Source organism: Actinomyces acetigenes (genome assembly GCF_031296635.1).
Classification (GTDB): domain Bacteria; phylum Actinomycetota; class Actinomycetes; order Actinomycetales; family Actinomycetaceae; genus Actinomyces; species Actinomyces acetigenes.
Genome location: NZ_JASPFC010000010.1, coordinates 33842 through 60632 on the forward strand (window position 1 = coordinate 33842; position 26791 = coordinate 60632).

General features: G+C 67.3%; 14 protein-coding genes and 1 pseudogene. 6 read left to right on the forward strand and 9 right to left on the reverse strand.

The features are described 5' to 3' along the window. Positions 1–3309: 3309 nt before the first annotated feature. The 8 genes from RIV14_RS05670 to RIV14_RS05705 all read right to left on the reverse strand — a co-directional run bounded on the left by RIV14_RS05670 (position 3310) and on the right by RIV14_RS05705 (position 16200). Positions 3310–4257, reverse strand: coding sequence for a D-alanine--D-alanine ligase family protein (locus RIV14_RS05670; protein ID WP_075373037.1), 948 nt, complete (start codon positions 4255–4257; stop codon positions 3310–3312). An 8-nt stretch (positions 4258–4265) separates the two neighbouring features. Continuing rightward, a complete protein-coding gene (locus tag RIV14_RS05675; protein ID WP_075373038.1) occupies positions 4266–5579 on the reverse strand; it encodes an aminotransferase-like domain-containing protein in 1314 nt (437 codons plus the stop codon). A gap of 228 nt (positions 5580–5807) precedes the next feature. Then, a complete protein-coding gene (gene thrC, locus RIV14_RS05680; protein WP_081381871.1) occupies positions 5808–7244 on the reverse strand; it encodes a threonine synthase in 1437 nt (478 codons plus the stop codon). Positions 7245–7481: 237 nt separating this feature from the next. Next, positions 7482–7808: a thioredoxin gene (trxA, locus tag RIV14_RS05685; RefSeq protein ID WP_075373039.1), complete on the reverse strand. Its 327-nt coding sequence runs from the start codon at positions 7806–7808 to the stop codon at positions 7482–7484. 108 nt (positions 7809–7916) lie between these two features. Then, on the reverse strand, positions 7917–8843 hold the full coding sequence (trxB, locus tag RIV14_RS05690; protein ID WP_075373040.1) for a thioredoxin-disulfide reductase: 927 nt from the start codon (positions 8841–8843) through the stop codon (positions 7917–7919). An 87-nt stretch (positions 8844–8930) separates the two neighbouring features. Continuing rightward, positions 8931–13241, reverse strand: a complete 4311-nt coding sequence (locus RIV14_RS05695; RefSeq protein WP_075373041.1) for a murein biosynthesis integral membrane protein MurJ — start codon at positions 13239–13241, stop codon at positions 8931–8933. Continuing rightward, positions 13238–15694 (reverse strand): DUF6049 family protein, encoded by a 2457-nt coding sequence (locus RIV14_RS05700; protein ID WP_075373042.1) that lies wholly within the window; start codon positions 15692–15694, stop codon positions 13238–13240. Before RIV14_RS05700 ends, RIV14_RS05695 begins: the two co-directional genes overlap by 4 nt. Next, entirely contained in the window at positions 15691–16200 is a 510-nt protein-coding gene (locus RIV14_RS05705; RefSeq protein ID WP_075373043.1) for an NUDIX hydrolase, read from the reverse strand. Before RIV14_RS05705 ends, RIV14_RS05700 begins: the two co-directional genes overlap by 4 nt. Positions 16201–16401: 201 nt before the next feature. On the opposite strand from RIV14_RS05705, the gene RIV14_RS05710 reads away from it, so the two are divergent. The 3 genes and pseudogenes from RIV14_RS05710 to RIV14_RS13720 all read left to right on the forward strand — a co-directional run. Continuing rightward, positions 16402–17889: a CCA tRNA nucleotidyltransferase gene (locus RIV14_RS05710; protein WP_075402326.1), complete on the forward strand. Its 1488-nt coding sequence runs from the start codon at positions 16402–16404 to the stop codon at positions 17887–17889. A gap of 10 nt (positions 17890–17899) precedes the next feature. Continuing rightward, positions 17900–19117 (forward strand): Gfo/Idh/MocA family protein, encoded by a 1218-nt coding sequence (locus tag RIV14_RS05715; RefSeq protein ID WP_075372115.1) that lies wholly within the window; start codon positions 17900–17902, stop codon positions 19115–19117. Positions 19118–19704: 587 nt separating this feature from the next. Then, positions 19705–20205: pseudogene (locus RIV14_RS13720) on the forward strand (glycoside hydrolase family 36 protein); the annotation flags it as partial. A 596-nt stretch (positions 20206–20801) separates the two neighbouring features. On the opposite strand, the gene RIV14_RS05725 reads toward RIV14_RS13720, so the two are convergent. Continuing rightward, a complete protein-coding gene (locus tag RIV14_RS05725) occupies positions 20802–22112 on the reverse strand; it encodes an ATP-binding protein (RefSeq protein WP_075372117.1) in 1311 nt (436 codons plus the stop codon). Positions 22113–22501: 389 nt separating this feature from the next. Between RIV14_RS05725 and cas3g the strand changes: the two genes are divergently transcribed. From cas3g to RIV14_RS05740, 3 genes are read left to right on the forward strand one after another with little or no spacing between them, the layout of a single operon-like run. Then, positions 22502–25279, forward strand: a complete 2778-nt coding sequence (cas3g, locus tag RIV14_RS05730) for a type I-G CRISPR-associated helicase/endonuclease Cas3g (protein ID WP_075372118.1) — start codon at positions 22502–22504, stop codon at positions 25277–25279. Then, positions 25272–26183, forward strand: coding sequence for a hypothetical protein (locus tag RIV14_RS05735; protein ID WP_256699169.1), 912 nt, complete (start codon positions 25272–25274; stop codon positions 26181–26183). The genes cas3g and RIV14_RS05735 overlap by 8 nt, the downstream gene beginning before the upstream one ends. 24 nt (positions 26184–26207) lie before the next feature. Continuing rightward, positions 26208–26783: a type I-E CRISPR-associated protein Cas6/Cse3/CasE gene (locus tag RIV14_RS05740; protein ID WP_075372120.1), complete on the forward strand. Its 576-nt coding sequence runs from the start codon at positions 26208–26210 to the stop codon at positions 26781–26783. Positions 26784–26791 lie beyond the last annotated feature (8 nt).

A 26791-nucleotide genomic window follows, 5' to 3' on the forward strand; every position in this document is an offset into this window, starting at 1 on the left:
GGGGTGGTGCTCTGCTGGGCATCACTGCGTTGTCGTGGCCAAGCAGATTGGCGGCCGGAGAATGCTGCTTCCCGGTGGGACGCACGACCGCAGGGCCAGGCTGACCTCAGTGTGTCGGCCACGAACAGCGGAGGAAAGTACACAGGGGAACTCATACCGAATCCTCGTGAACGCTGGTTTCACGTGAAACCAGAAGAGCGTCGATGGAGGGTGGCTTTCGTTGAGGCTCTTCTAGTCGACATGGCGCTCGTGCGCACGTATCGATGAATAGCGGGCGGATAATGCCTCAGCTCCTTCCCCGGGGGAGGCACCGGTTCTCACATTAGCAGTGAGGTGTGTTCGGGTCGCTCATGTTGTCTGTACTGCATCGGTTGGCGCCCAGAGCACGCCGTTAATACCGGCGTTCAGTATGGTGGCGCAGTGCTGCGATATGCGTGAGGTTACTGGGTACTCACAGTTGTATCGGGCATACGGGCACAGACAAGGGGTGCACCGTGCCGACCTTTCCTGACAGCGAGGGCTGCAGGGTGATGGTGACGTTGCCGTGATGCCAACATCATGCTCGTAAGCAGGTTTCACGTGAAACCAACGGTGAAGCGTCTGACGGCAATGTTCTGTGAGACTCTGCAGACGTTACCGAGCGCAGAAGCCTGATTCCATGCTGCTGATGAGATGTGATGCCCTCTCCCTCCTCGGAGTCAGGTAGGGCGTATGCCGTAGCCCGTGAGGAGCAACTTGATGCCGCCTCCCAGTGCCCGGTAGCGGTCTCCCGTTGAATACATCGTGCCCGACGGGATGCGACCTACTGCTGCCACGGAAGAACGTGGCAGATACATCTGCTTTGGGCGGGGCAGATCGCGTGCCGTCTGTTAGAGAAGCTCGGCAAATCCGATTGTGTCAACGTGCGCCGCCTGACTGGAGTGGGCGGCATGGCAGCCGTTTCTCGGGGCCGGGGCTGGTTTCACGTGAAACCAATGGCGAAGGTTCCGCCGGGAGTGCTCCACAAGTCTCTGCAGACGGAACTGAGCACTGAGTCCGTGACTTCAAGTTGCCGGATGGCGTTGATGGACTGATGGACTTTCCTTCCCGGAGGTAGACCCGTCATGTGCTGTAGCACGTGAGGACGAGCCGGACGCCGCTGCTATGTGGATACTGAAGGTTGGCCGTCGAGTACGTCGCGTCCGATGGATGGAAGGCGTTGTGCTGAGATGGAAGAGTGTGGAAGATACATCTGCTTTGGCATGTGCTGATCGAGTTGCCGTGCATTGGGGAAGCACAGCGAATCCGATAGTCGCGACGTGCACCGCCGGACTGAAGGGGCAGGCATGGTGTGCACTTCCTGGGGGCTGTGGGCCGGTTTCACGTGAAACCAGCAGCGAGTCGCCGAAGGACCGTTCTCGTACTGATTCGGTCGGTGGAAGTCACGTCAATGCGTCTGGGGTTCATAGTGGCTTGCGGGAACGGGATGCTCTGGCCCCTTCCCTGGGGGAGCTACCGGTCCTCTGTCGAGCGATGAATACGATGTGGGATCTCATGCACGCTCTGACGCGAAGAACAGAAGTCCGTAGTGCACCTGATCTCATGCGTTGAGTGTCGTCACTCGGCACGGAGCCGTGCAGTAGGTTGCTGGATTCCCACATTCGGTTTGGGAATACGGCGCCTGCGCAGCGGCGCTTGAGGTTGACCGCGCGGACGGGACAGCGGGATCTCGTCTGTGCTGTCGCCATACCAACGCGATGACTCGGAGTATGTTTCACGTGAAACCGCGAGATGAACAGGGTAGGTGGTAGCCGGAGCGTTCCGGTGTGAGACGCCTGCGGTGAATGGCGCAGAGGGAAATAGGGGGGGGCCGCGGGCATGCCGATCGACCGTACGCGTGGGAGAGGTGGAGTGGACACCGCAGATGCTAGTTGCCATCGTTGTTGAGCCATACGCCGGGCTTCATGAGCAGGTACAGGAAGCGGCGGGCCCTTCGAAGCCCTTCCCCAACTGCTCAGGAAGGGAATCATCTTTGGCTCGACTGCCCGCTATCAGGGCAGGAGGGACAGAGGACGGCAATCGTCATCGATCAATAGCAACGCGCCGAGTCGGTACAGAGCGTAGCGCTCGGAGGCAGAACCGTGGCTGGAATGGGCATGAGCATGTTCCATCCGAAGCCGATCTATGGCGACGATACTTGCTGGCTTGGAGTACCCCTGCTCCGGGGAGGAGCGCTCCCATATGAGAACCGATGGGTGTCACGCCGACTCGGTTCATACACGGATAGGTGCACTCTCCCGGTTGGCACCGGGTCCCCTCTCCCGTCATGAGGCCCACGTCCGTACGGGTAGGAATCGAGTGAGGCTGCAGTCGGCGGCAGGTTTCACGTGAAACAAAGAGATGCGCCATCGGTCTTTGGTGAGTGGCGAGTGTGTATCTCGTACTTGTCTGTGCGTCGACCTTGCCATCGGTATTGCCCCATGTCGATAGTGAGGTCCGATTCGTGTCCGGTTCTCCTGAGCCCGACGTTTCCTGTGTCCTCGTAGCAACCGCATGGACCTCGTCATCGGAATGCTGGGCATGCCAGATGCATCACCGCGCTAGCGGACCCCCCGGGTCGCTCAACTGGACACGACGAGATGGTGAATGGGAGAAGGGTGCGTGCCTAGTGAACGTTGCTGAGACACGCTGAATCGGCCAGTGGGTGCGGTCGACGCCTGGTTTCACGTGAAACATGAACGTGCTGCATTGAGTGTGTATGCTCCATCTCCCGATTGGCTGGCGCCCGTATATGCCCAATGAGTCCATACCTGTGACGCGGTGGGCATCATTGTTTCCCATGCGTCGAGCTCGAAGCAGATGAACGAGGGTGGCGGCGCCATGCGTTCGAAGCACGCCGCTCACCGAACGAAGGAACCGTAGAGTCCCTTCCATTGGCACGGGGTACGGAAAGCTCAGATGTAGGTTTCACGTGAAACACTGAGAATCCAGTGTGTCTCGATGCTCCGTCTTCCGGGCGCGGTGCCAACACAGATCGTTCTGGTGGGGTGTCGAGGCAAGTCCGAGTGACCCCAACCCCTGCCCTGTTCCAAAAGCGGCCTGCCTCGACGACCGTGCAGCACACGTGCCCCACCAGGGCGATGACGACCCGCACCGCATCCGGTTTCACGTGAAACCGCACGCCCTCCGGTTACTCATGATGGAGCGTTGTTGAGAAGAAGGCGCTGATGGTGATGTCAGTTCGACGGCCCTGCGGAACGTCGACCGAATACAGCGGTGGCTCCACTCGACATGAGTGGAGCCACCGTTTCACGTGAAACCGAGCCGACGTTACGGATGAACCAGCGGGTTTCGCACCAACGCGTCATACAGCTCTTCCAAGGAGCCCTCCGCATTGGCGGCAATGGGCAGCAGGGACGTCTCCGTCATTCCGGGAATGACGTTGACGTCGATGAACCACGGCGTTCCTTCGTCATCGAGAATGAGGTCGGTGCGCGAAAGATTGCCCAGCCCGAGAGTGGTGTGAACCGTGACAGCCGTGGTCTTCACCTTCTCTATCACCGCGTCATCCAGTCGAGCCGGAACGAAGTACTCTGAGCGGCCCGGGTTGTATCGCGCATCAAAGTCGTACCGCCCATCGGTGACGACCTCAACGGGGGGAAGCGCACGTGGCCCCTCTCCTGTATCGACGACGGAGACTGCCAGCTCCGTCCCGGCGATGTAACGCTCGATGAGGGCGCGCTCGTCGTAGGCGAAGCACGCCACCATCGCGGAGCGCAGCTCGTCCGCCGTCGATGCGTAGGAGACGCCAAGCCCGGAGCCTCCCTGATGAGGCTTCACCACCACCGGCAGTCCCAGATGACCTGCGACGACGGTGAGAACCTCCTGAGCCCCCAACTGACTGAAATAGGACTGTGGAAGCGTTAACGAGTCAGGAGTAATCACTCCTCCGGTGCGCACGCTCGCCTTGGCTGTCGGTTTGAAGGAGGCCCTCTGGCAGCCGTCCGAGTGCGTGCCGACATACGGCAGTCCCAGCGAGATGAGGACATTCTGAAGCCCCCCGTCCTCCCCGGGGCCGCCGTGAACCAAGGGCCATACGACATCGGGCCCGAAGGTCTTGAGCGATCCAATGGTGCGTGCGTCGATGTCCAGGACGAGGACGGTGTGCCCGAGGTGCTTGAGCACCTGGGCGACACGATGCCCTGAGCGCAGGGAGATGTCGCGCTCATGGCTCAATCCGCCGGCGAGCACAGCGATACGGAGTGGAGACTGGTTCATCGTCAACCTCAGATCTGGTCGGGTGCGGGCGCGTGGACGCCCTCGGACGGATGGGGACTGTGGGTGGGTCCGAACAGGCTCAGCAGCTCGAGATCACGGGTCACGACGCCGGACAGCCTGCGCACCCCTTCACGGATCTCGGCGGGCTCGGGATAGCAGAAGGACAGTCGCAGGTGGTCCTGCCCCGCCCTGCCGCCGGCGTAGAAGGCCGTCCCGGAGACGTAGGCGACCAGGCTCGTGACCGCGCGCGGCAGCATGTCCTTGGCGTCGAGTCCCTCAGGGAGCCCGACCCACACGTAGAAGCCGCCGTCGGGCACGTTCCAGTGGCACATGGGCAGGAACTCCTCCAGTGCCGAGACCATGGCGTTGCGCCTTTTCTGGTACATGGCCCGGAAGTCCACAATCTGCTGCTTCCAGTCGAACTGCTCCAGGTACATGGAGATCGAGAACTGACCCACCGATGACGGGCACAGGATCGCCGCCTCGGAGGCCAGCTTCATCTTCTCCCGCACGGCCGGCGGGGCTACCGCCCAGCCCACGCGGTATCCCGGAGCGAAGATCTTGGAGAAGGAGCCCAGGTAGACGACGTCGTCGGGTGCGAGGGTCTTGAGCGCGGTGTAGGTCTGCCCCTCGAAGCCCAGAAGACCGTAGGGATTGTCCTCCACGATGAGGATGTGGTGGCGTCGGCAGATTTCAACGACCTGCCGACGGCGCTCCTCGGTGAGGGTCACTCCGGCGGGGTTGTGGAAGTTGGGGAGGCAGTAGAAGAACTTGATACGGCGCCCCTCGCGCGTGAGGCGGACGATCGTCTCCTCCAGGGCCTGTGGGATGACGCCCCCGGCATCAATGGGAACCTGCTGCACGTCGGCCTGGTATGTCGCGAAGATCGACAGCGAGCCGACGTAGGTAGGCGCCTCGGTCAGGACGACGTCACCGGGGTCGACGAAGAGCTCGGTGACGATGTCGACGGCCTGCTGAGAGCCGGTGGTGACGATGACGTCCTCCGGGTCGGCTCTGATGTCCTCCAGGGCCATGACCTCGGTGATCTGCTCGCGCAGCCGCGGCAGTCCCTGACCGTTTCCGTACTGCAGCGCCTGGCCGCCGTCCTTGCGGATCATCCGCGCGGTAGCCTCGGCCAGGCGCTCCAGCGGGAGGTCCTTGAGGTTGGGCATTCCACCGGCCAGGGAGACGACCTCGGGGCGGGAGGCGACGGCGAACAGGGACCGCGTCTCCGAGGCACGCAGACCGTGGGCTCGTGCCGCATAGCTGTCCAGCCACGGGTCAAGTCGGTTGCCCTTCACCTGGTTACTGCTCTCACTCACCTGCGGTCCTTCCTTGGTCGCCACTGATGTGTCCGTGGACCTAAGTCTGCCACGGACACAGCGGTGCTCAGCAGCCGGAGCGGGCAGGAGCAAACCGCGGTGTTTCACGTGAAACACGCTCGTCGGCTCGTCGTCGGGACGGCGTGTGGGCCTGACAAGGACGCGCCGCGCATCGTGGGCACGATGCGCGGCGCGGTAAGGGTCAGAACCCTCGCGGGTCGTTGGTCATCAGCTCAGGGCACGCTCCTCGATAAGGGCGCGCAAGGGGGCCTCCTCATTGTCGATCGTCTCGACCTTCTGGGGCCGGGCGAGCAGATCGGCGACGACGTCGGGAGTCTCCGGCTCGCTCCCGAGTGCCTCGGCCACTGTCTGCGGGAACTTCGCGGCCTTGGCGGTCTCCATGACGAGCGTGGGGAAACCGGGCTCCATGATGCGCAGAGCGACCGTGATGCCGTCGGCCGTGTGCGGGTCGATGAGCCGGCCGGAGCGCTCCTTGACGGTGCGGATGGCCTCCAGCCGGTCGGCGTGCGAGGACGTGCCCGCTACGAAGCCGAACTCCTCGCGCATGCGCGGGAGCTGATCGCGCAGGTCGAGCACGCCGGTGGTCTCCAGCTCCGCCCAGCGCTGCACGAAGACCTCGGGGCCCAGCAGCGCCCAGATGAAGCGCTCCAGGTTGGAGGCCTTCGAGATGTCCATCGACGGGCTGGAGGTGGCCAGAGTGTCCTGTGCCGAACGGGGTCGGTAGATGCCGGTGGTGAAGAACTCCTCGAGCACGTTGTTCTCATTGGTGGCCAGCATGAGACGACGGATCGGCACCCCCATGGACCGGGCCAGGAAGCCGGCGTAGATGTTGCCGAAGTTGCCCGAGGGCACGCACACATCGACCCGGTAGCCGGCGCGGCGCCCCTCCTCCACCGCGTCGGTGACCCGCAGCCAGGACCACACGTAGTAGACGGCCTGCGCGGCGATGCGGCCGATGTTGATGGAGTTGACGGCGCCCAGGTGATGGGCGCCCTTGAACTCCGCGTCGTTGCTCAGCGCCTTGACCAGCGCCTGGCAGTCGTCGAAGACACCGCGCACCGCGATGTTGTGGATGTTGGCGTCCTGCAGCGTGTACATCTGGGCGCGCTGCACCGGGCTCATGCGGCCGGCCGGCGAGAGCATGAAGACGCTGACGCCCTCCTGCCCCCTGAAGGCGTGCTCGGCCGCCGAACCGGTGTCTCCGGAGGTGGCGCCCAGGATGTTGAGAACCTGGCCGTGCCTGGCCAGGACATAGGGAATCGCCTGCCCCAGGAACTGCATGGCCAGGTCCTTGAAGGCCATCGTCGGTCCCTCGGACAGGCCCACGAGGGTCAGGCCGTCGGCGACGTCGTCGAGCCCGGTGACAGGGACGACCGGCTGGGGGAACCTCTCCGCTCCGTAGGCGGCCCGGGTCAGCTCGGCGAGGTCCTCCCGGGGAATGTCGGTGGCGAACAGGCCGATGACCTCCGTGGCCAGGTCGGCGTAGCCCAAAGGCCTCCAGGCCTCGATCTGCTCGGGGCTCAGGACGGGCAGACGGCTCGGTACCGCCAGGCCGCCGTCGGGCGCCAGCCCCGCCAGAAGGACGTCCGTGAACCCGGCTGCCGCCATCTGGCCACGGGTGGAGATGTACTGGATGTGCTGCATGTGCCGCCTTCTTGCCGTGTCGCATGCCCTGGTGCCGCGTGCGAATCCGGTGCGATTCTACGGGGCCGTGACCGCGGGTGACAGATGCTGTGTCAGATGCGGTGACAGCCCGCCCGACGACGGAACCAGACATCAGACAACCGGCGGGATAGCGTATTGGCCTCACCGAGCCGCCTGCGAGGGGCGGCTCGGTGAGGCCAATATGTGAGAATGAGAAGAGTGGGTGAAGCCCCGGGCTCAGGCCAGGACCTTGTCCACCTCGGCCTTGAAGGAGGCCTTCGGGCGCGAGCCGGCGAACTGGTGGAAGACCTCGCCGTCGCGCACCACCGCGAAGGTCGGGATGGAACGCACGCCGTAGGAGCGGGCCGTGGCCGGGTTGGCGTCCACATCGACCTTGACGAACTTGACCTTGTCACCGAAGTCAGCGGCGACCTCGTCCACGATCGGCGCCATCTGGCGGCAGGGGCCGCACCACTGGGCCCAGAAGTCGACGACGACGGGCACCTCGGACTTGAGGACCTCCTCCTCGAAGGTGGCGTCGGTGACGGCGAGAGCCTCGGACATGATTGTTCTCCTCGAACGTTGTGGGTGGGTGAGTCAGGATGGACGGGGCCGGCGATGCGACGTCGGCGGTGCCGACTCCGCCCTGCGCTGAGTGGAGGCAGCCGGCCCTCAGGCCTGCAGAGTGGTCAGATAGTGCTGGGCGTCCAGGGCCGCGCGGCAGCCGGAACCGGCCGCCGTAATCGCCTGCTGGTAGGTGGGGTCGGCGACGTCACCACAGGCGAAGACCCCGGGGATGCGGGTGCGCTGAGAAGGCGCTTCGACCTTGATGTATCCGGCCTCGTCGAGCTCAAGTGCCTCAGCGACGAGCTCGCTGCGCGGCACCTGTCCGATGGCGACGAACAGACCCGTGGCCTTAAGCCGGCGGTGCTCCCCGGTGACGGTGTCTTCCAGGGTGACACCGGTCAGCGAGTCCTCACCGTGGAGCTCGACGACTCGCGAGTTCCAGGCGAAGGAGATCTTCGGGTCCTCCTGGGCGCGCTTGGCCATGACAGCCGAGGCGCGCAGCTCGTCGCGGCGGTGCACCACTGTGACGGAGCGGGCGAAGCGGGTCAGGAAGGTGGCCTCCTCCATGGCCGAGTCCCCACCACCGACGACGACAATGTCCTGATCCTTGAAGAAGAACCCGTCGCAGGTGGCGCAGTAGGACACGCCGTGGCCGGAGAGGCGCTCCTCCCCGTCGATGCCCAGGTGCCGGTGCTCCGAGCCGGTGGAGATGATGACCGTGCGGGCCTCGTAGGCGCCGTCGGAGGTGGTGATGCGCTTGACATCGCCCTCCAGCTCGAGGGCGGTGACGTCCTCGTAGCGGATGTCGGCACCGAAGCGCTCGGCCTGCTCCTGCATCTGGGTCATGAGCTCAGGGCCCATGATGCCCGTGATGAAGCCGGGGTAGTTCTCCACCTCGGTGGTGTTCATCAGGGCACCGCCGGCAGTCACCGAACCGGCCAGGATGACCGGATTGAGCTGGGCGCGGGCCGCGTAGATGGCAGCTGTGTAGCCGGCGGGACCGGAGCCGACGATGACGACGTCGTGAATCATGACTCTCCTGACGAGCGGATAGGGAGCCGCAGTGCGCGGCTACCTGAGGTAACTGGTTACCAGTACGGCCTGTTCCCAGGGAAGGTCTTATTTAATTGTGACCTCAGTCACTGTTGCCTTGTAGGGGTACTCGCCGGGCTCACTGTTCTTGGGCAGCTGGGTCACCCTGATGACGAGGGTATCGACCTCCTGAGGGTTGTCGACCTTGAGGGTGGTGCTCCCCGAGGTGAAGGGACCCTGGGCGAGGACCGTACCGCCGTCGGCGTTGCTGAGGTCCGTGGCACGGACCTCAACCTGCCCGCCGTCGTTGGTGCCCTGCAAGTCGATCTCAGAGACCTTGGCGCGGTCCTTGAGCTTGATCTCGATGTCGATTGGCTGGCTCAGGTTCTGGCTGCTGCTGTTGTGAGAGAACCAGGGGCGGCTCGTGTCCCCGTCGGCGAGGTACTGCTGGTTGTTGGCCGCCTGCGAGCTCGGGTTGTTGACCACGTTCACGCCCGCGATCTCCGGCTTGGCCGCAGTCGGCTGGGGCGCGGGCTGCTGGCTGCCCCCACCGCCGTTCTCCTGAGCACTGGCCGACGGGACGGTGTCAGCGGCCGCGCGGTCCTTGTCCGCAAAGGGGATGCCGATCGTCTGGTACACGATGTAGCTGGCCACCACGAGCAGGGCGATAACCATGAGGACGAAGGTGATCAGGACCGAGCTGGTCGTGCGCTGCTCGCGGCGCGCGGCCTCGGGGTCGATCTCCTCGTCCTCGTCGTCATCGAAGGCCGGGAAGCTGCCGGTGAAGGGCTCGACCGGGACTGGTGCCGGCCCGGGAACGGTCTCGGAGGCAGTCGACAGGACATTGGGGATCGGGTTCGTCGGCCCGGTGACCTGGACGTAGGCATCGTCGGCGGACTGCTTCTGTGCAGTCGCCGACTCGGGCTGCTGCGGACCAGGGGCCTGCGTGGCCGGCGTTGCGGTAACGGAGGCCGCCTCAATGACGGAGGTCTGCTCGGCAGGTGCATCGGAGGCGGCGGGCACGGACGGTGCCGACTCCGGTTGAACCGGTGAGGGTGCCATCTGCCCTGCCGGCGCGCTGACCGTGGTGCTCTTGCCCGCACCGCTGCGCCGCAGCCTGTCCAGGACTCCGCGCGCCGCGTTGGCGACGCCGGCTCCCGCGGCACTGACGGCGGCCGTCGCACCCGCGGCTGCGCTGCCACTGCCACCGGTGGCGCCGCCGTTCGACGAGGGGTGCTGGGACGAGGGGCGTTGTGTTGGCCCGGACTCGTGGTAGCCGGCCACCTGGCCCCACGTGCCCAGTGAGCGCGCCACCTCCGCCGAGGAGATAGGGGGCTGGCTGCTCCAGGTGCGTTCGCACAACTCGTCCAGGACCGGGTCGATTCCCGGCACGAGCGTGGAGGGCTTGACCGGGACACCGCCCAGTCGAGGTGCGGAGGGAATACCGGGGCGCTTGCCCGGCCACCGGCCGGTCAGACCGTAGTAGAGGATCTCCACTAGGGAGCGGGCATCGGCGCGGTCGGCGGCTGTGGGGTCATGGCCGGCGACCCGGCTCTCCAGGTCGAGGGCGGCGGCCTCAATGCCCAGGCCACTGACCTTCACCCTTCCGTCGGGAAGAACGCGGATGGACTCCGGAGACAGGTTGAGGTGGTGCAGGCCCTTGCGAGCACCGGCGTCGAGCGCCTGCGCGGTCTCACCGATGATGGCGCGCGCCTGCTCCGGCGGCATGCCCCGGGAGACCAGGGAGGAGAAGGTGCGTCCGGTCAGCGGCTCGGTGACGATGACGGAGGGTTCGGCGCGTTCGACGTCGTAGACCTGCTGGAGGCGCTGGTCCTCGACCAGCACCGCCCTGCTGGCCGACTCCAGGACGTTGTCGCGATGAAGCGTCGCGTCGGTGAGAACCAGGATCGTGACGTCTCGATCCAGGATCGTGTCGACGCCACGGTGTCTGACAATGCGCGGCAAAGTGGTGGACAGCGTTCCCAGGAGCCCGTAGCGGCCACTGCCGATCGGCGTCGCTTCCGACATACGTCTCCTTCCTTGAGATGGTTGTCCATCTGAACCAGTTGACCCCATCGTAACTGTCTGCGGGCTCCAGACCGGGGTGATGTGGCCCGTGTGGGCAGAACTGTATGACGGGTGGAGGGCGGAGCGCCCTGTGGCCACCCGGGAAGGGGGAATACTGGGCGGCAGTGACGGCGGGATACTCCCGGGAGCGTTGGCCGGGACGTGCCCCGGGGTGTGCCAGTGGTGGGAGGAGCCGGCTGCGGCACCTGTGCTCGGGGGTGGTGGCGCGGCCGCGGCCTGCGAGGCTGCCGGTGGCGGCGGTGCGAGCCGGTGACCGGGCTGCCCGTTATAGGTGTGGCCCGCCACGGGCTGAGACGGGTGGCCACCCGCGTACTGAGACCCCATTTGACCCGGCTGTCCCCAGGAGTGGGGATGCGCCTGCGCAGGCGGCGGCGGTGCGGGCGGAACCGCCTGGGTGCCGCCGGAGGTGTAGCCAACAGCACCGTGCGCCGTCGCCCCCGTTGAAGCACTGGAGGGGCCTGAAACCGCCTGAGCCGGTGGCGGCGGTGGCGGAGGCGGAGGCGTCTGGACGGCGGCCATCTGAGCAGTCGCCTGGGTCTGCGGCTGCGGCGGTGACAACCAGGCCGCCGCCGCCAGGACCGCCCGCCCGGGGGCGCCGGGCAGACGACGACCGAGCGTGGACAGGATCCGCGAGAAGGGCCGGAAGGCGACCGTGATCTCCTCGATCCTGATGACGCGCCCCATCAGCAGGTAGATGAGCGACATGACGGTGGCGACGACGGCGATGTGTCCGAGGGCCGCGGTCATGTTGGCCAGGGAGGAGTCGGAGTCGATGTCACCGAGCATCGCATTGAGCAGGATCCCGACGACGACCGCGGGCGCCGCCGCCATGATGAGACGCAGGTGGGTGGTGACGATCTTGCGGCCGTCGAGGCTGGGCAGGTGGGAGCGCATCATGGGGATGACCACCACGCAGCCTCCGATCTGGCTGATCGTGTTGGCCGCGCCCGCCCAGGTCATCCAGTGGTTGGCCGGGGCGACGAAGTAGGCCAGGACGCACAGGATCACGGGGATGACGCCGACGACGACGTCGGCCAGCAGCAGCCGCTTGGTATCGGAGTAGGCCAGCATCACCCGCTGAGTCCCGAACCAGATCCCCTGCGGGACGATACCCAGTGCCAGAGCGATGAGCATGGGGGCGCTGGCCTGAGCCTCGGGCAGGGTGATCGAGGGGGTGAAGAGCTGCAGGGCCGGGACGGCCAGGACGCAGATCCCTGCGGTGGCCAGCACCGTGAAGACACCCGCCGAGCGCAGCCCCAGGGAGAGGTCCTCGCGCACCCCGGCGGCGTCCCCGGCCGCGGCCTTCTCACTCATCCGGGTGAACAGGGCCGTGATGATGGAGGTGACCACGAGGGACTGGGGCAGCATGTACACCAGGTAGGCGTTGAGCCACATGGTCGTGGAGGGCACGATGACATTCGCGTACTCGGGCTGCTCGGAGGCCGTGACCGCGTAGGAGCCCAGGTTGGAGGTGATCCAGTTGCTCAGGCTGGCCACGCCCACCCCGGCCAGCGCCCACAGGGCCACCTTGACGGTCTTGCCCAGCCCCAGGCCCCGCACCCCGAAGATGATGCGCGGCCGGAACCCGGAGCGCACCAGGGGGATGTAGAGGATCAGCGCCTGAACCGCGATGCCCAGGGTCGTCGTCGCCCCGATGAGAGTGATCCGCCTCCAGTCCCAGACCTCTGCTCCTTGACCGGTGGTGTAGCGACCGTAGAGATGGAGGTAGAGCAGGATCGAGGCGATCGAGATGATGTTGTTGAGCACCGGCGACCACATATAGGGCCCGAAGCTCGAGCGGGCGTTGAGCACCTGCCCCCACAGGGCGTACAGGCCGTAGAAGAAGACCTGCGGCATGAACCAGAACGCAAAGGCGAAGGACAGCGTGCGCCACTGCCCCTGGGCCAAGGAGTTTGCGTTGAGGGTGAAGATGAGGGGCGCGGCCGCGGTCGCGATGCAGGTGACCGCCAGCATGAGCGTGGCCGCGGCGGTCAAGAGACGGTTGACGACCTCCTCGCCGTTGCGCCGTCGGAGGGCCTGAACGATCTGCGGCACCAGGATCGCGTTGAGGATCCCGCCGATCATCATGTTGTACAGGTAGGTGGGCAGGTTGTTGGCCGTGTTGAAGGCGTCGGCGGCCCCCGAGCCGGTGGCGCCCAGCGCCATGACGATCAGGGCGTTGCGTACCATGCCCAGGATGCGGGAGACCAGGGTCCCCGAGGCCATGATGGCCGAGGAGCGCGCCAGGGAGGCCTGGCTGCGCCCCTGGGAGAGGGAGCGCCGGGCTCGTGCGTGCTTGATCATGCTCATGCCGTCTCCTGTGCAGCCGGGGCCACTGCGGTGCGGCGGCCTCGTCGTACTGTCCTCACCGTACCGATCACCACGATGGAGACCAGGACCCCGACGATGATGCCGGTGCCGCGTCCCTCCCAGTCGGCACGCACTCGCATGTTGACGGTGGTGGGGGTGCCCACGGTGGTGCCGTCGGCGGCGAGCACCTGCACCGTCAGGGCGACGTCGCCCGAGCCGACGGCCTGGATCGGCACCGTGACCTTGGCCTGCTGGTGGGCCGGGACCCGCACGGTGGTGGTGCGCGGGACCTGGAGGCGCTTGTTGTTCGAGACCAGGTAGACCTGGACCGTGACGTCCTGGGCCAGGGAGGAGGCGACGCGCACAGGCAGCTGTGCCTCGGAGCTGATGAGATTGATGGTCGACGACGGCACCGCGGCCAGCGAGGAGGTGACGCCGGCGCCGGCCGCCTCGGCAGCCGGAACCTGGGCGTTGCGGGTTGCGGGGTCGGCCCGCCAGGATGCTGAAGAGACTACCGCCTCCAGGTCGGTGTAGTCGCCCAGCAGCGCGGCCGGCTCGGAGAGCACCGAGGAGATCGACTGCAGGGTCGTGGCTGTACGGCCGGCGGCGGCGAAGGTGTCGGCGGACAGCTCGTCGTCGTCGATCACCGTGTCCGGTGACTCGGAGCGTTCGATCCGCGAGGTGCCTTCGTTCACGGCCGCGACCTCGTGCTGGGCGCTCTCCTGGAGGGCGCCCAGGGTCTGGGACTGGGTCCAGGGGACGGAGCGCAGGGCGGTCACCCGCTCCCGCACAACCGATGACTGCACGGCGGAGGCGGCCTGGCGGGGCATCGCCACGACGATGTCCCGCTCCAGCATCGGGGCCTGGCGGACCAGGATGGCACTGTCCCCGCGCAGCAGCTGGCGGGTGTCAAGTGCGGAGGCCTGGGTGCTCTGGGTGGTCGAGTCGCCCTGATCGGAGGCAGTGGGGTTGGCGTCCTGGCCGGTGAGCGCCCCCGACAGGGACTGCTCCGGGATCAGGACCGCGTGGTTCCCGGAGGCGCCCAGACTGGAGGGGGTGTAGGTGAGCTCGTCGGACGGAGGTAAGGACTCCGGTGAGGCGATGATGGTCGAATCCGGCTGCGCCAGCGCATTGACCGTGGTGGCGTCCGCGACGCTGGAGGCCAACCAGGACACCGACGTCGGGGCCCCCGCCTTGACGATGGCCGACTCCTGGGTGCGCCGTGCGGCGGTCTCAATGAGGCTCGTCTGCTGCAGGTGCGCCAGGGCCGCGGTATCGGAGTCGCCCCACGGCAGAGCCACCAGGCTGTCGGAGTGGATGGCCCGCGCGAGAGCCGCGGAGAGCTGAGTGACCTCGTTGGAGACCTGCGGGGCCTTGCCCGACGGTGAGGCGGTGGCGTTGCCCCCCGTCTGCGGGGACGGTGCGGCGCTCGCCGAGGGGGCCGTCGTCGACGGAGCGGTCGGGGGCGACGACGCGGAGGAGTCGGTGCTCTGGGGCGCCTGAGGGGAGGCATCCGGCGTGGAGGGCTGGGAGCTGTTGTTGCGGGCGGCCTGCTCGAGACTGGCCGTGGTGACACCGAGGGCCTCGACCAGTGCCGGGTCGACGGCGGCGATGACGCCGTCGCCGGCCATGCTCACCAGGCCGAGGACCCGGTTGTGGATACGACTGAGGGCCTCCGTGCGCTCCCGGGTGCGTGGGCCCGACAGCACCGCCATCTCCTGAGCGGAAGCGGTGACCGGCAGGAAGACGGTCATGCGCATCGGTGCGACGGGGGCACCACTGTCCCACACGAGGATGCTGCGGTCCTGGGCCAGGGAGACGTCCTGGGCCGCCAGGGCGACGGAGACGCCGCGCGGCCCCCACTGGTCAGTGCTGTTCAGCGGCAGCTCATCGGCGGGGATGGTGATGGAGAACTGGGAGACGCCCCCCGGCTGAAGGTCGTGACCCAGGGGGACCGTGAACGGGTCTGACAGTCCCGACTCATCGGTCCCGGTCAGCCACTTGCTCAGGCCCCGGCTCGTGGACTCCGTGGATCGCTGCACCCGGGTCACCAGGTCCGCCCCGGTGATGGTCTGCGCGGTTCCGTTGGTGATGGTGCCGGTCAGGTTGAGGTCCTGGTCGCTGCGGAGCACCTCGGGGGCCAGGGCGTCGATACTCACGGTCACCTGGTTAGTGGTCTTCTCGTTCGCTGCCGCTGGGGCCGTGGAGGGGGCCGACGTCGTGGACGGGGCTGCCGGGGCAGCCGGTGCGACCTCAGCGGAGAGCCCGGCGGACTGCGCGAGCGGGAGCGCGCCGGAGCCCTGGTCCGCCTCGGCCGTGGGCAGAGCGGCCACCGGCCACATCACCAGGCCGGCCACACCCAACAGCGCGGCAATGGTCACCATCGCCCTGCTCCGCAGCCGGGAGCCCAGCGTGGTGACCACCTTCGCGTACAGACAGGTGGTGCCCGTCATCCATCCCCCACCAGGATGTCCCAGGCCGCGGCCACAATACGGCGCTCGTTGGGGTAGGCCAGGCGGTGGGAGACGTCGTCAAGGGCGACCCACTCGACGTCCTCGGCCTCATGGTCCGGGTCGTTCTCCGTGGTCAGCGTGCCGCTGACCGCCTCCAGCAGGAAATGGTGCACCACCTTGTGGACGCGGTGCTCGTGGCCGGCGAACCAGTAGTCGATGGTCGCCAGGTGGCGAAGAACCCGACCGGTGATCCCGGTCTCCTCCATGATCTCGCGGACCGCGGCCTGCTCGGGGGTCTCCGTGCCCTCCAGGTGCCCCTTGGGCAGGCACCACTCCAGCCGCCCGCCCCGGTTGCGCCGGGCGATGACCGCGGTGAAGGCCTGCCCGTTCTGAACGTCGACGACCAGGCCGCCGGCACTGGTCTCGTTGACGATCGGTAGGGCGCGCGCACCCGCCCGGCGGGCCGGGTTTCCGGCGCGGGGCGTGCGAGTGCGTGGAGAGGGCATGGGGACACTCTAGGGCGTTCGAGCCGCCGGGCGCCGCTGGCCGAGTACGTCGTCGCACACAACTGCGCCATCCGCGGACGGACGTGAGGGTGGCGGCGGTCGGTGGCGGCCGTGACCGCTGCGTGGGATGGTCCTCACCACAGGGTGGCTGAGGCCAAGGACGACGGCGCGCCGGTGAGGGTTCGTGGCAGGCTTGGGCCGATGACTGCGCACCCCGCTCCCACTGAACCCGTCGACTCCCCGGATGCCGCTGAGAACCGGGGCCTGACACCCACGGCCCGTCAGGCACTCGAGGGTCTGCCCCCCGCCCTGGCGGCCCTGGGGCACGCCTTCGTGCGCGCCGGGCACGAGATTGCCCTGGTCGGCGGGCCGGTACGGGACGCCTTCCTCGGCGTCGCCCCCCACGACCTGGACCTGACCACCTCGGCCCGCCCCGAGCAGACCGAGAAGATCCTGGCCGCCTGGGGCGAGACCACCTGGGACGTGGGCCGGGCCTTCGGCACCATCGGCGCGCGCAAGGGCTCCACCATCGTGGAGGTCACCACCTACCGCACCGAGGCCTACGAGGTCGGTTCGCGCAAGCCCCAGGTCACCTACGGAGACACCCTCACCGGGGACCTCACCCGCCGCGACTTCACCGTCAACGCCATGGCGCTGCGCCTGCCCGACCTCGAGCTCGTCGACCCCTGCGGCGGCCTGGCCGACCTGGCTGCCGGCGTCCTGCGCACCCCCGTCAGTGCCGAGCAGTCCTTCGACGACGACCCCCTGCGCATCATGCGGGCCGCCCGCTTCGCCGCCCAGCTCGGCTTCGACGTCGAGATGGACGTCATGACCGCCATGGAGGAGATGGCCTCCCGCCTGGAGATCGTCTCCGCCGAGCGCGTGCGCGCCGAGCTCGAGCGCCTGCTCACCAGCCCCTGGCCCCGGCGCGGACTGGAGCTGATGGTCCACACCGGCGTGGCCGACGTCGTCCTGCCCGAGCTGAGCGCCCTGCGTGAGACCGTCGACGAGCACAAGCGCCACAAGGACGTCTACGAGCACACCTTGACCGTCCTGGACCAGGCCATCGACCTGGAGACCGGCCCCGACGGACCCGTCCCCGGCCCCGACCTGGTGCTGCGCCTGGCCGCGATCTTCCACGACGTCGGCAAGCCCGCCACCCGCCGCTTCCTGCCCGACGGCACCGTCACCTTCCACGGACACGACCACGTCGGTGCCCGCATGACGGCCAAGCGCCTTAGGGCCCTGCGCTTCGACAAGCAGACCATCAAGGACGTCTCCCGGCTGGTCGAGCTCCACCTGCGCTTCCACGGCTACGTCGACGCCGCCTGGTCGGACTCGGCCGTGCGCCGCTACGCCACCGACGCCGGCCCCCTGCTGGAGCGCCTCCACCGGCTCACCCGAGCCGACGTCACCACCCGCAACCGCCGCAAGGCCGCCATGCTGGACCGCGCCTACGACGACCTCGAGGAGCGCATCGAGGCCCTGCGTGCCGCCGAGGAGCTGGCCGCCATCCGCCCGGACCTCGACGGCGGCCAGATCATGGCCGAGCTCGGCGTGGCCCCCGGGCCGATCGTCGGCGAGGCCTACCGCTTCCTCATGGACCTGCGCATGGAGAAGGGGCCGATCGGTGAGGACCTGGCCCGCCAGGCACTGCGCTCCTGGTGGGCGGCCCGCCAGAAGAGCTGAGGGTGACAGAGTGCTTGAAGCATCAAGGCAGCTGCGGGTCGGTGTCGTCGGCATCGGGGCCCGCTGCTACCTGGCCGCGCTCGCGGACTCCTCACCGGTGTCGGCCCGGCTCGTCGCCGCGGCCGACACCGCCCCCGACGCCGTCGAGCGCGCCCAGCGCCTCCTGCCCGAGGGCGTGGCGGTCGTGGCCGACCACCGCGACCTGCTGGGGCACGGGATCGACGCCGTCGTCCTGACCACCCCTGACGACACGCACGAGGAGCTGGCCCGCTTCTTCCTTGAGGCCGGTATCCCGGTCTACCTGGAGAAGCCCCTGGCCATCACCATCGAGGCCGCCGACCGCATCCTGGAGGTGGCCCGACGCACCGGCACCCGCCTCTACGTGGGTCACAACATGCGCCACATGGAGGTGGTGCGGCTGCTGAAGTCGATCATCGACTCCGGGCGGATCGGCGAGGTCAAGGCCATCTGGTGCCGCCACTTCGTGGGCAACGGCGGCGACTACTACTTCCGCGACTGGCACGCCGAGCGCCGTCACGTCACCGGCCTGCTGCTGCAGAAGGCCGCCCACGACATCGACGTCATGAGCTGGCTGGCTCACTCCGCGCCGGCCCGCGTCGTCGGTATGGGCGGGCTCATGGTCTACGGGGAGGCCGAGCGGCGCCCGGCCGGGACGAGCGCCGGTACCGTCATGCAGGACTGGTTCAGCCTCGAGCACTGGCCCGCCGACGAGGTGGGCGGGCTCAACCCCGTCATCGACGTCGAGGACCACTCCATGCTCATGATGACCATGCGCAACGGGGTCATGACCTCCTACCAGCAGTGCCACTTCACCCCCGACTACTGGCGCAGCTACACGGTCATCGGCACCCGCGGCCGGGCCGAGAACCTCGGTGACGGGGCCGGCGACGTCGTCAAGGTGTGGACGAAGCGCACCGAGCACTACGCCGAGCGCGCCACCCAGGAGTACGTCATCGCCGAGGAGGGCACCGGGCACGACAGCGCCGACCAGCTCGCCATCGACGAGTTCCTGCGCTTCGTGCGCGACGGCGGGGCCACCGAGGTCTCCCCGGTCAGTGCGCGCGACGCCGTCGCAGCCGGCGTGCTGGCCACCCGGTCCCTGCGTTCGGGCTCCGTGCCTTTCGACGTGCCCGAGCTCGACGCGGAGCTGGCGGCCTACTTCCACCGTGGGCAGCACAATCCTCACTTACCGACGGAATCTTCATAATCGACGCGGCTCCGCGTCATCTTTGAAGAAAATGTCGGTCTGTACGGTCGGTAGCACGTACAGTGCGAGCCGGCGGTGCCGGTGCCTTAAGGGGGACCTGACCCGCGGGCAGGACAGGCCGGAGCCGAGGAGAGCGCATGATTCACCACATCACCCTGACCGGGCGCAGCATCGCCCTGGCCTGCGACGGCACGGTGACCACCCAGCACGGGGCCGGTGGCGCCACCGGCGCGGTCTACGTCGAGGCCTCCCACCTGACCCTCCTGCACGACATGCGCGACGGCGAGTTCTACCGCACCGGCCAGAACTCCTGGTCGCCGTCGGGCTGGCGCCGCCTGAGCGAGGCGCCCATGCGTATCGCTAACGAGCAGCGCCGTCGGACCGCCGACGACGCCCCCTGGGACGATCCGGTCCGCCACCACTCGGCCTGGATGGCGGTCCTGGAGGACTCCGCCGGGGCGCTGCTCGTGGGCTGCCTGGATGGGCGCACGCCGCGGCTGCGCGCCGACACCGCGGTCCTGGAGGCCTTCACCGAGTCCGGCGACCCGGCGCGCTGGGTGATCCTGCCCGGCCCGGCCACCGCCGTCATGGCCCGCTACGCGCGTGAGCTCGGCGAGAGCCTGGGGGGCCGGGCGATCGAGCCGCAGAGCGTGTGGTGCTCCTGGTACTCCTACTACGAGGCCATCTCGCAGGAGGCCCTCGAGCGCGAGATCCCGCAGGTCGCCGAGCTGGGGTTCAAGACGCTTCAGATCGACGACGGCTGGGAGGCCGCGGTCGGCGACTGGGAGGCCGGCGAGAGCTTCGGCGACGGCATGGAGGCCGCCGCGACCCGCATCCGTAAGGCCGGCATGCAGCCGGGCCTGTGGGTGGCGCCCTTCATCGCCCTGCCGGGCTCGCGGGCCGTGCGCGACTACCCGGAGATGTTCGTCCACAACGCCGACGGAGGGCTGGCCGTGGCCGGCTCCAACTGGGGCGGCGACTACTACGCGCTGGACACGACCCACCCCACCGCCCAGACCTACGTGCGCAAGCTCATCGCCAAGATCGTCCACCGGTGGGGCTTCAGCTACCTCAAGCTCGACTTCATCAACGCCGCCGCCATCCCCGGCTACCGCCACCGCCAGATCGACCGGGAGGAGGCCTACCGCACCGGGCTGCGGCTCGTGCGCGACACCGCCGGGGAGGAGACCTTCCTCCTGGGCTCCGGGGCGCTCATTATGCCCTCCATCGGGCTGCTCGACGCGGTGCGGGTGGGCCCGGACGTGGCCCCCATGTGGGAGAACTACGCCTCCGACGACTTATCCGATGCCAAGGCCTACAACGCCCTGCACGCCGGCATCAACCGGCTCTGGCTGGGGCGGGTCATCGGGGTCGACCCCGACGTCGTCTTCTTCCGCCACCGCCGCAACCTCCTGGACGACACCCAGATGCAGTGGCTGCGCGACGTGGCCGAGGCCAGCCGCTACCGGTGCCTGTCGGACCAGATGACCTGGCTCGACGAGGAGGAGAAGGAGGCCGTGCGCGCCTTCCTGGCGGCTGAGGACGAGCCCCTGGAGATCCTGGGCCGCTACCGCTTCAGTCTGGGTGAGCGCGAGATCGACCTCACCGAGGCCATCGAAGGCAAGGCGTCGGCCTACCCCCTGTGAGCCGGGGCTGGGGCGGCTGTCTGGAGCCGGCCGAGGTCCTACGGTCCCAGCAGGGCGGCCGGCACGACGGCGATCCCGTCCTCGTCCCGGTAGGCCAGACGACCGGTGGTCACCAGGACTGCGTCCGCGAGCCTCGGCCCGATCTTCTTGCGCAGCCAGCGCAGGTGCTTGGTGTCTTCCGACTTGGGGGTGGCCCTCGCCTTAATCTCGAAGGCGACGACCCGACGGTCGGCTCCTTCGAGGATGACGTCGATCTCCTGGAGCCCGCCTTTGGTGCGCAGGTGGAAGACCCGGGCACTGAGGACCTCGGCGTAGACCTGAAGACTCTGAATCACCAGGGACTCGAATAGTGAGCCGAGCACTCGGGGGCGGCGCGGCGTGCCCCGAGGGCTGGTGAGGATCGGGTGGCCGACCCCGAGCACCTCGGCGGGACCGTATCCGAGAAGACGAGCGGCCAGGGCCGGGTCGCACAGCTGGTGCTTGTCGGTCAGGTTGTTACGGGAGAACTCGTTCTCGCTGGGGCTCCAGCCCGGAACCGGGTCCAGTAGCCACATTCCGCTGAGGTGGTCTCGGTAGGAGCGCGCCGTCGCCAAGCCCATGTCGGTGCTCAGGGGTCTGGTCGCCAGCTCGGCGATGGAGCTGAAGCTCGCCGTTGTGGCCACCGCGCTGGCGTAGGCCGTCAGCCACTCCCTCACGGATCGTGGACGTCGCCTGCCGCCGGTCGCTTCCGGTAGATCATGTCGAAGCGTCTGCTCGATGTATCCGTCCAGCTGGGCCTTGCGCCCTAAAGGCGGCTGCTCCCTGATGGCGGGGAAGCCGGAGCGACAGATCTCATCGACGTACTGGTCGATCGTGACACTCGTGTACCCCTCGATCGGGGTCAGGGCGGAGGGGTCCCGAGTGCCGAGGCCACTGCCTAACAGGCTCCCCACCGAGACCGTTGGGGTCTCGATCGCGCGCTCGGCCAGGCTGAAGGGACGCATCCTCAGGGTGATGATCCGTCCTGCGCCGGTGTGGGTGGGCGCCTGGGACGGTGTGGAGGACCCGGTGAGCAGAAAACGGCCGGGAGAGGGATCGTCGTCGACGGCGCGACGTACCCGGTCCCACAGCTCGGGCATGCGTTGCCACTCGTCGATGACGAGAGGGCTGGGAAGTGTGGTGAAGCGCGATCCGATGGCAGCGAGCTGGGCGCGTTCATCGGGATCGTCAACGGCAATGAAGGTAGTGCCGTGGGCCCTGGCGGTGCGGGTCTTCCCGACGGCGCGGGCTCCCTCGACGCTGACCGCCGGGACCGACCGCAGCAGCTCCTCGAGGCGCTGGTCCATGAGACGCGGCTGGTAGGTGGTCATGAACTGATCGTAAGGGCCACTTTGTGCCGCCGTACAGCCAAAAGAGTGGGTCTGTGGATAACTCTGGGGTCTGGGAGCGCTGGATGACGATCAGATTGGTCGTGCCTTCATCGACTATTTGGTCAAGAGTTAATGATCGGTTTAGTCAAGTTTGGTGTTGACTGTGGCGACCCTCTGGAGCTCTGGTACGGCAGTGGGCAGTGACAGGGGGACTCACCAAGTGTAAGATGAGTCTCATCATCGCCGTGCCTCTCAAGGGACTCATCGGCTCCACAGTTGGTGGAGGTGGCGGATTATCAATGGTTCGCACGGAAGTGCTGGCGGTGCTGCCCCAGGGGACTGGGGGTTGAACTTATCTATGGTAAGACCAAGTTCTCAGGAGTGTTGATGTGAGCGGCCTGGACTTCGCAGACCTCTTCCGCGAGATCACTGGGCATGAGCCCAGGGACTACCAGGTGCGCCTGGCCGAGCGACTCGCTCAGGGAGAGCCGCCGTCCCACCTCAGCGTCCCGACCGGGATGGGCAAGACCCTCGCGGTCCTCATCGGATGGTTGTACGCGCTGGCACAGGATGCCGAGCAGGTAAGCCGACGTCGTCGGAAGCGGGTGGTCCCTCTGAGACTGCATCTCGTTGTCGACCGGCGCGCCGTCGTCGATGACTCCTTCGAGGCGGCGCAAAGGATCAGGAAGGCGCTCGGAGAAGGTGTGGGTGATCGGTCGGCGGTGAGACACGTGGCCGAGGTGCTGCGCTCGGCTTTCGCGATCCCTGCTGAGGCGGAGGTGCTCGAGGTGCGTCGCCTGCGCGGCGGGCTCGCTGATACTGATGGGGACCTCACGGAGCACACGCGCTACCCCTCGCGCCCAGCCATCATCCTGGGAACACTCGATATGACTGTGTCCCGTCTGCTGTTCCGCGGCTACCAGCTCTCGCCCTACCGCCGCAGCATCGATGCGGCGCTGACGGGGTTGGATGCGTTCTGGGTCCTCGACGAGGCGCACCTCTCCGAGCAGGCCCTGACCACCTTGTTCGTGCTCCGCAGCGAGGAGAGCAGGCTCGAGGATCGTTGTGGTGGCAGCGTCCCGGGCCTGCAGGTCATGCCGATGACGGCGACACCCATGACGCTTCCCACCCTCCACCGGGGGACCGACCAGGAGCCGACTCCCGGTCTCAGCCTGGACTGGGAGGAGGAGTGTCGCCTCGATCCGCAACTGGGCGCACGTCGGGCGCATCGTGACGGTGTCCCAGTGGACGTTCTCTGCGTGGAAGGCAAGGCGGCAGCTGCGCTCACGGAGCAGGCGTGTAGCCGCGTGAAGGAGCTGAGCCGGGGAGAGTCGCTGGTCGTCTTCTGCAACACCCTGGACACCGTCAAGAAGGTCGTAGCCGGGTTGAAGAAGCAGGCCCGAAAGCTGAAGGAGCAGGCTCCTCACGTGGACGTCATGGTCGGCGGGATGCCTGCTCGCCGTGGCGAGCACGTCGTGGAGGGACTCTGCCCTTATCGGACGGGGGCCGAGGGTCGTCAGGACGCTCAGGCCACCGTCGTCGTGGCCACATCGACTCTGGAGGTTGGTGCCGACCTCGACTTCACCCACCTCCTGACGGAGAGCTGTCAGGCCGGCTCCCTGGTGCAGCGCCTGGGACGGGTCAACCGGGTCGGAGCCCGCTCCGACGGTAGCGTGACCATCGTTCACTCCACCACGAGTAAGGACCCGATCCACGGCGGAGCCGCAGACGCCGTCGTCGAGCTGATCGACGGAGCCACCACCCTCGGTGAGGTGGTGAAGCGGCTCGATGAGGCTGACGGGCGAGAGGAGCTGGTGAACGCGACTCAGGTCCCGGTCATCATCCCTCCGAATGTCTTCGCCGCCTATCTGCGCACCCTGGGGTCCCGTAACGACGCCCCGGTCCATCCGTGGATCCGGCCGCTGGCCGATCCACGGCCGGACACATTCATCGTCTTCCGCAAGAGTGTGGGAGACCTCGCCGGCGTCAGTCCCGAGGCCCTCCAAGAGGACCTGACTCGGTGGCGGCCCGATCTTCGAGCCGAGGCCTGGAGCATCCCGCTGAACGATGCTCAGGAGGTAGCGAAACAGGCGGTGAAAACGCAGCCCCTCGTCATCATCGATCCGACGTCGCAGGAGCCGCGCGTCCTTGAGGCCGGGGCCTCTCCTCCCGATCTGGTTCCCGGTCAGGTCCTCGTCCTGGCACCGGGTGATGGCAGCAATCCCTACGCGCTGGAGGACGCCGGCCGTGACTACTCCGGGCAGCACGTCATGCCCGGCGCCACGGCTGAGGAGGTGTCCAAGGAGCTGGTGTCCCTCGCGACGGGGACGAGCCGGAGGGAGGCGATCATCCTCACGGACCTGTCCGAGGGTGACCTGCGAACCGACGACCCGTACGCCGACCTCCTGGAAGAGGCGGCCCTGCTCGCAGTGCCACCGGGTTGGCAGATCGTCGACGACGTCCTTGGCGCCGACAGTCCTCACCCGTGGCTCCGCCTGCGGCTCGTGGAGGCCGCCACCGAACGTCCCGCGAGCACCGAGGATGACGCCGACGAGCGCACCCTGTGTGGTCACGGAGACCAGGTGGGTGAGCGTGCAGGACAGTGGGCCCGAGCCATCGGCCTGCCCGAGAACCTGGTGGAGGACCTCGTCACGGCCGGGCGTCACCATGACGACGGCAAGGCCGATCCCAGGATGCAGGCCGCCCTCGGGGCTGCCGTGGATGAGAGCGGCTTCCTCCTTCTGGAGGATCCGGTTCAGCGGGAGCATCGAAGGCAGCTGAGCAAGTCTCGGCTCCCTCGCAGGTACTGGAACCGCTCCATGCGCATGGCCGGCGTTCCCTTCGGCTGGAGGCACGAAGCGGCCTCAGCGGATCTCCTCCAGGAACAGCTCGACAGAGGTGAGCAGACGGCGCACGATCCCGACCTGGTGATGCATCTGGTTCTCAGTCACCACGGCCGCTTCCGAGGCCCAGGACCGGTGTGCCTGCCCGAGCACGGAACAGCTCCACGGCATCAGGACCCGTGTGGCCCTTCTTGGGCTGAGGCCATGAACCGTTTCCACCGTCTCAATGATCGCTACGGCCCCTACACCCTGGCGCTGGTCGAGGCGATCCTTCGCCTGGCTGACTGGGATGTCTCGCAAGAACTGGAGCAGAACCATGAGTAGTGCGCCATGCCCTGATGAGGCGGCCGACTACCGCCTGACTGCGCTGCCGGGAAATCGTGCAGCCTATGTCCTGGCGACCTGGGGACTGGTATCGCTACTGCCGGGGGCGACGCTCCGCTTTGACGGGGAAGGCGTCCCCGTCGTCGGCTATGGCGGGGATACGGACGAGCTGGTGAAGGCGGCCGCTCGTGGCCTGGTGGAGCGAACCTGGGGCCTCGGGGAGGGTGGATTGCGCGGCATCACCACGACGACGCCCAGGCGATCCGCGGTCAACGTCCTGTCACATGCCGGCTGGCAGGCCGCTGACAAGACGAGCGACCTCAGGGCATGTGGGCCGGTAGCCGTCTTCGATGCGTCGGTGACGTCGGTCCAGGGTGGGGAGATCAGGAAAACGCAGGACCTCAAAGTTTGGCGTTCCACGTTGACCCTGTTCAGTGGGAAGAGTCATGCCGTCAAGTCGGTGCAGGACACCTGGGGGCTCGTGGGTGCGTCACGGGCCACTGCGGACGATGCTGTCGCTGCGGGGGCGGCACACCTTGACCGACTGGTGCACGGCGAGATTGTTGTTGCGCGGGCCAAGCCGGGGCTGCGCTTCTCCGCCAGTCAGGTGACTCCACGTATTACCAGTGGATCGGAGGAGTGCGATGTGTACCCGCTCGTGGATCTCCTGGCCTTCTGCGGGCACCTGCTCCTCCAGCCGCGGCAGCGCGAGATGAAGCGAGAGTATCCGGCCAAGGCCCTCTCCTGGGTGCTGCATCCGGTTCCCCTCACGATGGAGGCAATCATCGATCTGCACGAGTCCCCGCCGCCTGAACTGCCGTGGCGCCGGTGGACATCCCTCATTCGCGGCACCAACACCGCATCCAGTGTGAGATCGTTCGCGCCCGCTCGCCCCGGGGCATGAGAGAGGAAGAGGTGACAACAACCCATGCCTGATCGCATCGCAGTCCTCCCGCTGGCGAAGGCGCTACCGGACCTGGGAACACCGGATGCAGTCCATCGTCTCGCCATGTCGTACTTGCCCGATCTCAGAGGCGCTTCGCGGTCGATTCGCGCAGACCTCGGTGTCCTCTACCGCCTGGCCCTACCAACCGAGTACGGCGGGCAGAAGGGCTCCCTGGTCATCAGATTCCGGGCCGATCTCGATCTGCCCGGAACACAGACCATTGAGGCGCCGTCAGGGTTTGCTGTTGGTCAGCGCTTCACTGTTCGAGTGGTGGCTGAGAAACGCCATGCCGACGAATCGGGAAGGAACCGCGTTCGCGCCGTCCTCGACGAAGAGGCTCATGGTTGGGCCACCGATTTGCTGGAGCGCCATGGTCTGGGGGTCAGTGAGCTGACGGTCTCGCCGAGGTGGTTCGTGGGCCGACGAGGCGGACGCTCCTTCACGCTCCGGGACCTCACCGGCACTGTGAGCAGTATCAGTGAGGTTGGCGCATCCGCCTACCGCCAGGGCATCGGGAGGGGGAAGGCCTACGGCTACGGAATGCCCTTGGTGCTGTGAGGGCGTGA

Coding starts and splice junctions, on each gene's coding strand:
- RIV14_RS05670 (WP_075373037.1), bottom strand. CDS start 4,257: ATGAACCAGTCTCCACTCCGTATCGCTGTGCTCGCCGGCGGATTGAGC.
- RIV14_RS05695 (WP_075373041.1), bottom strand. CDS start 13,241: ATGAGCATGATCAAGCACGCACGAGCCCGGCGCTCCCTCTCCCAGGGG.
- RIV14_RS05710 (WP_075402326.1), top strand. CDS start 16,402: ATGACTGCGCACCCCGCTCCCACTGAACCCGTCGACTCCCCGGATGCC.
- RIV14_RS05740 (WP_075372120.1), top strand. CDS start 26,208: ATGCCTGATCGCATCGCAGTCCTCCCGCTGGCGAAGGCGCTACCGGAC.
- trxA (WP_075373039.1), bottom strand. CDS start 7,808: ATGTCCGAGGCTCTCGCCGTCACCGACGCCACCTTCGAGGAGGAGGTC.
- RIV14_RS05700 (WP_075373042.1), bottom strand. CDS start 15,694: ATGACGGGCACCACCTGTCTGTACGCGAAGGTGGTCACCACGCTGGGC.
- RIV14_RS05705 (WP_075373043.1), bottom strand. CDS start 16,200: ATGCCCTCTCCACGCACTCGCACGCCCCGCGCCGGAAACCCGGCCCGC.
- trxB (WP_075373040.1), bottom strand. CDS start 8,843: ATGATTCACGACGTCGTCATCGTCGGCTCCGGTCCCGCCGGCTACACA.
- thrC (WP_081381871.1), bottom strand. CDS start 7,244: ATGCAGCACATCCAGTACATCTCCACCCGTGGCCAGATGGCGGCAGCC.
- RIV14_RS05735 (WP_256699169.1), top strand. CDS start 25,272: ATGAGTAGTGCGCCATGCCCTGATGAGGCGGCCGACTACCGCCTGACT.
- RIV14_RS05725 (WP_075372117.1), bottom strand. CDS start 22,112: ATGACCACCTACCAGCCGCGTCTCATGGACCAGCGCCTCGAGGAGCTG.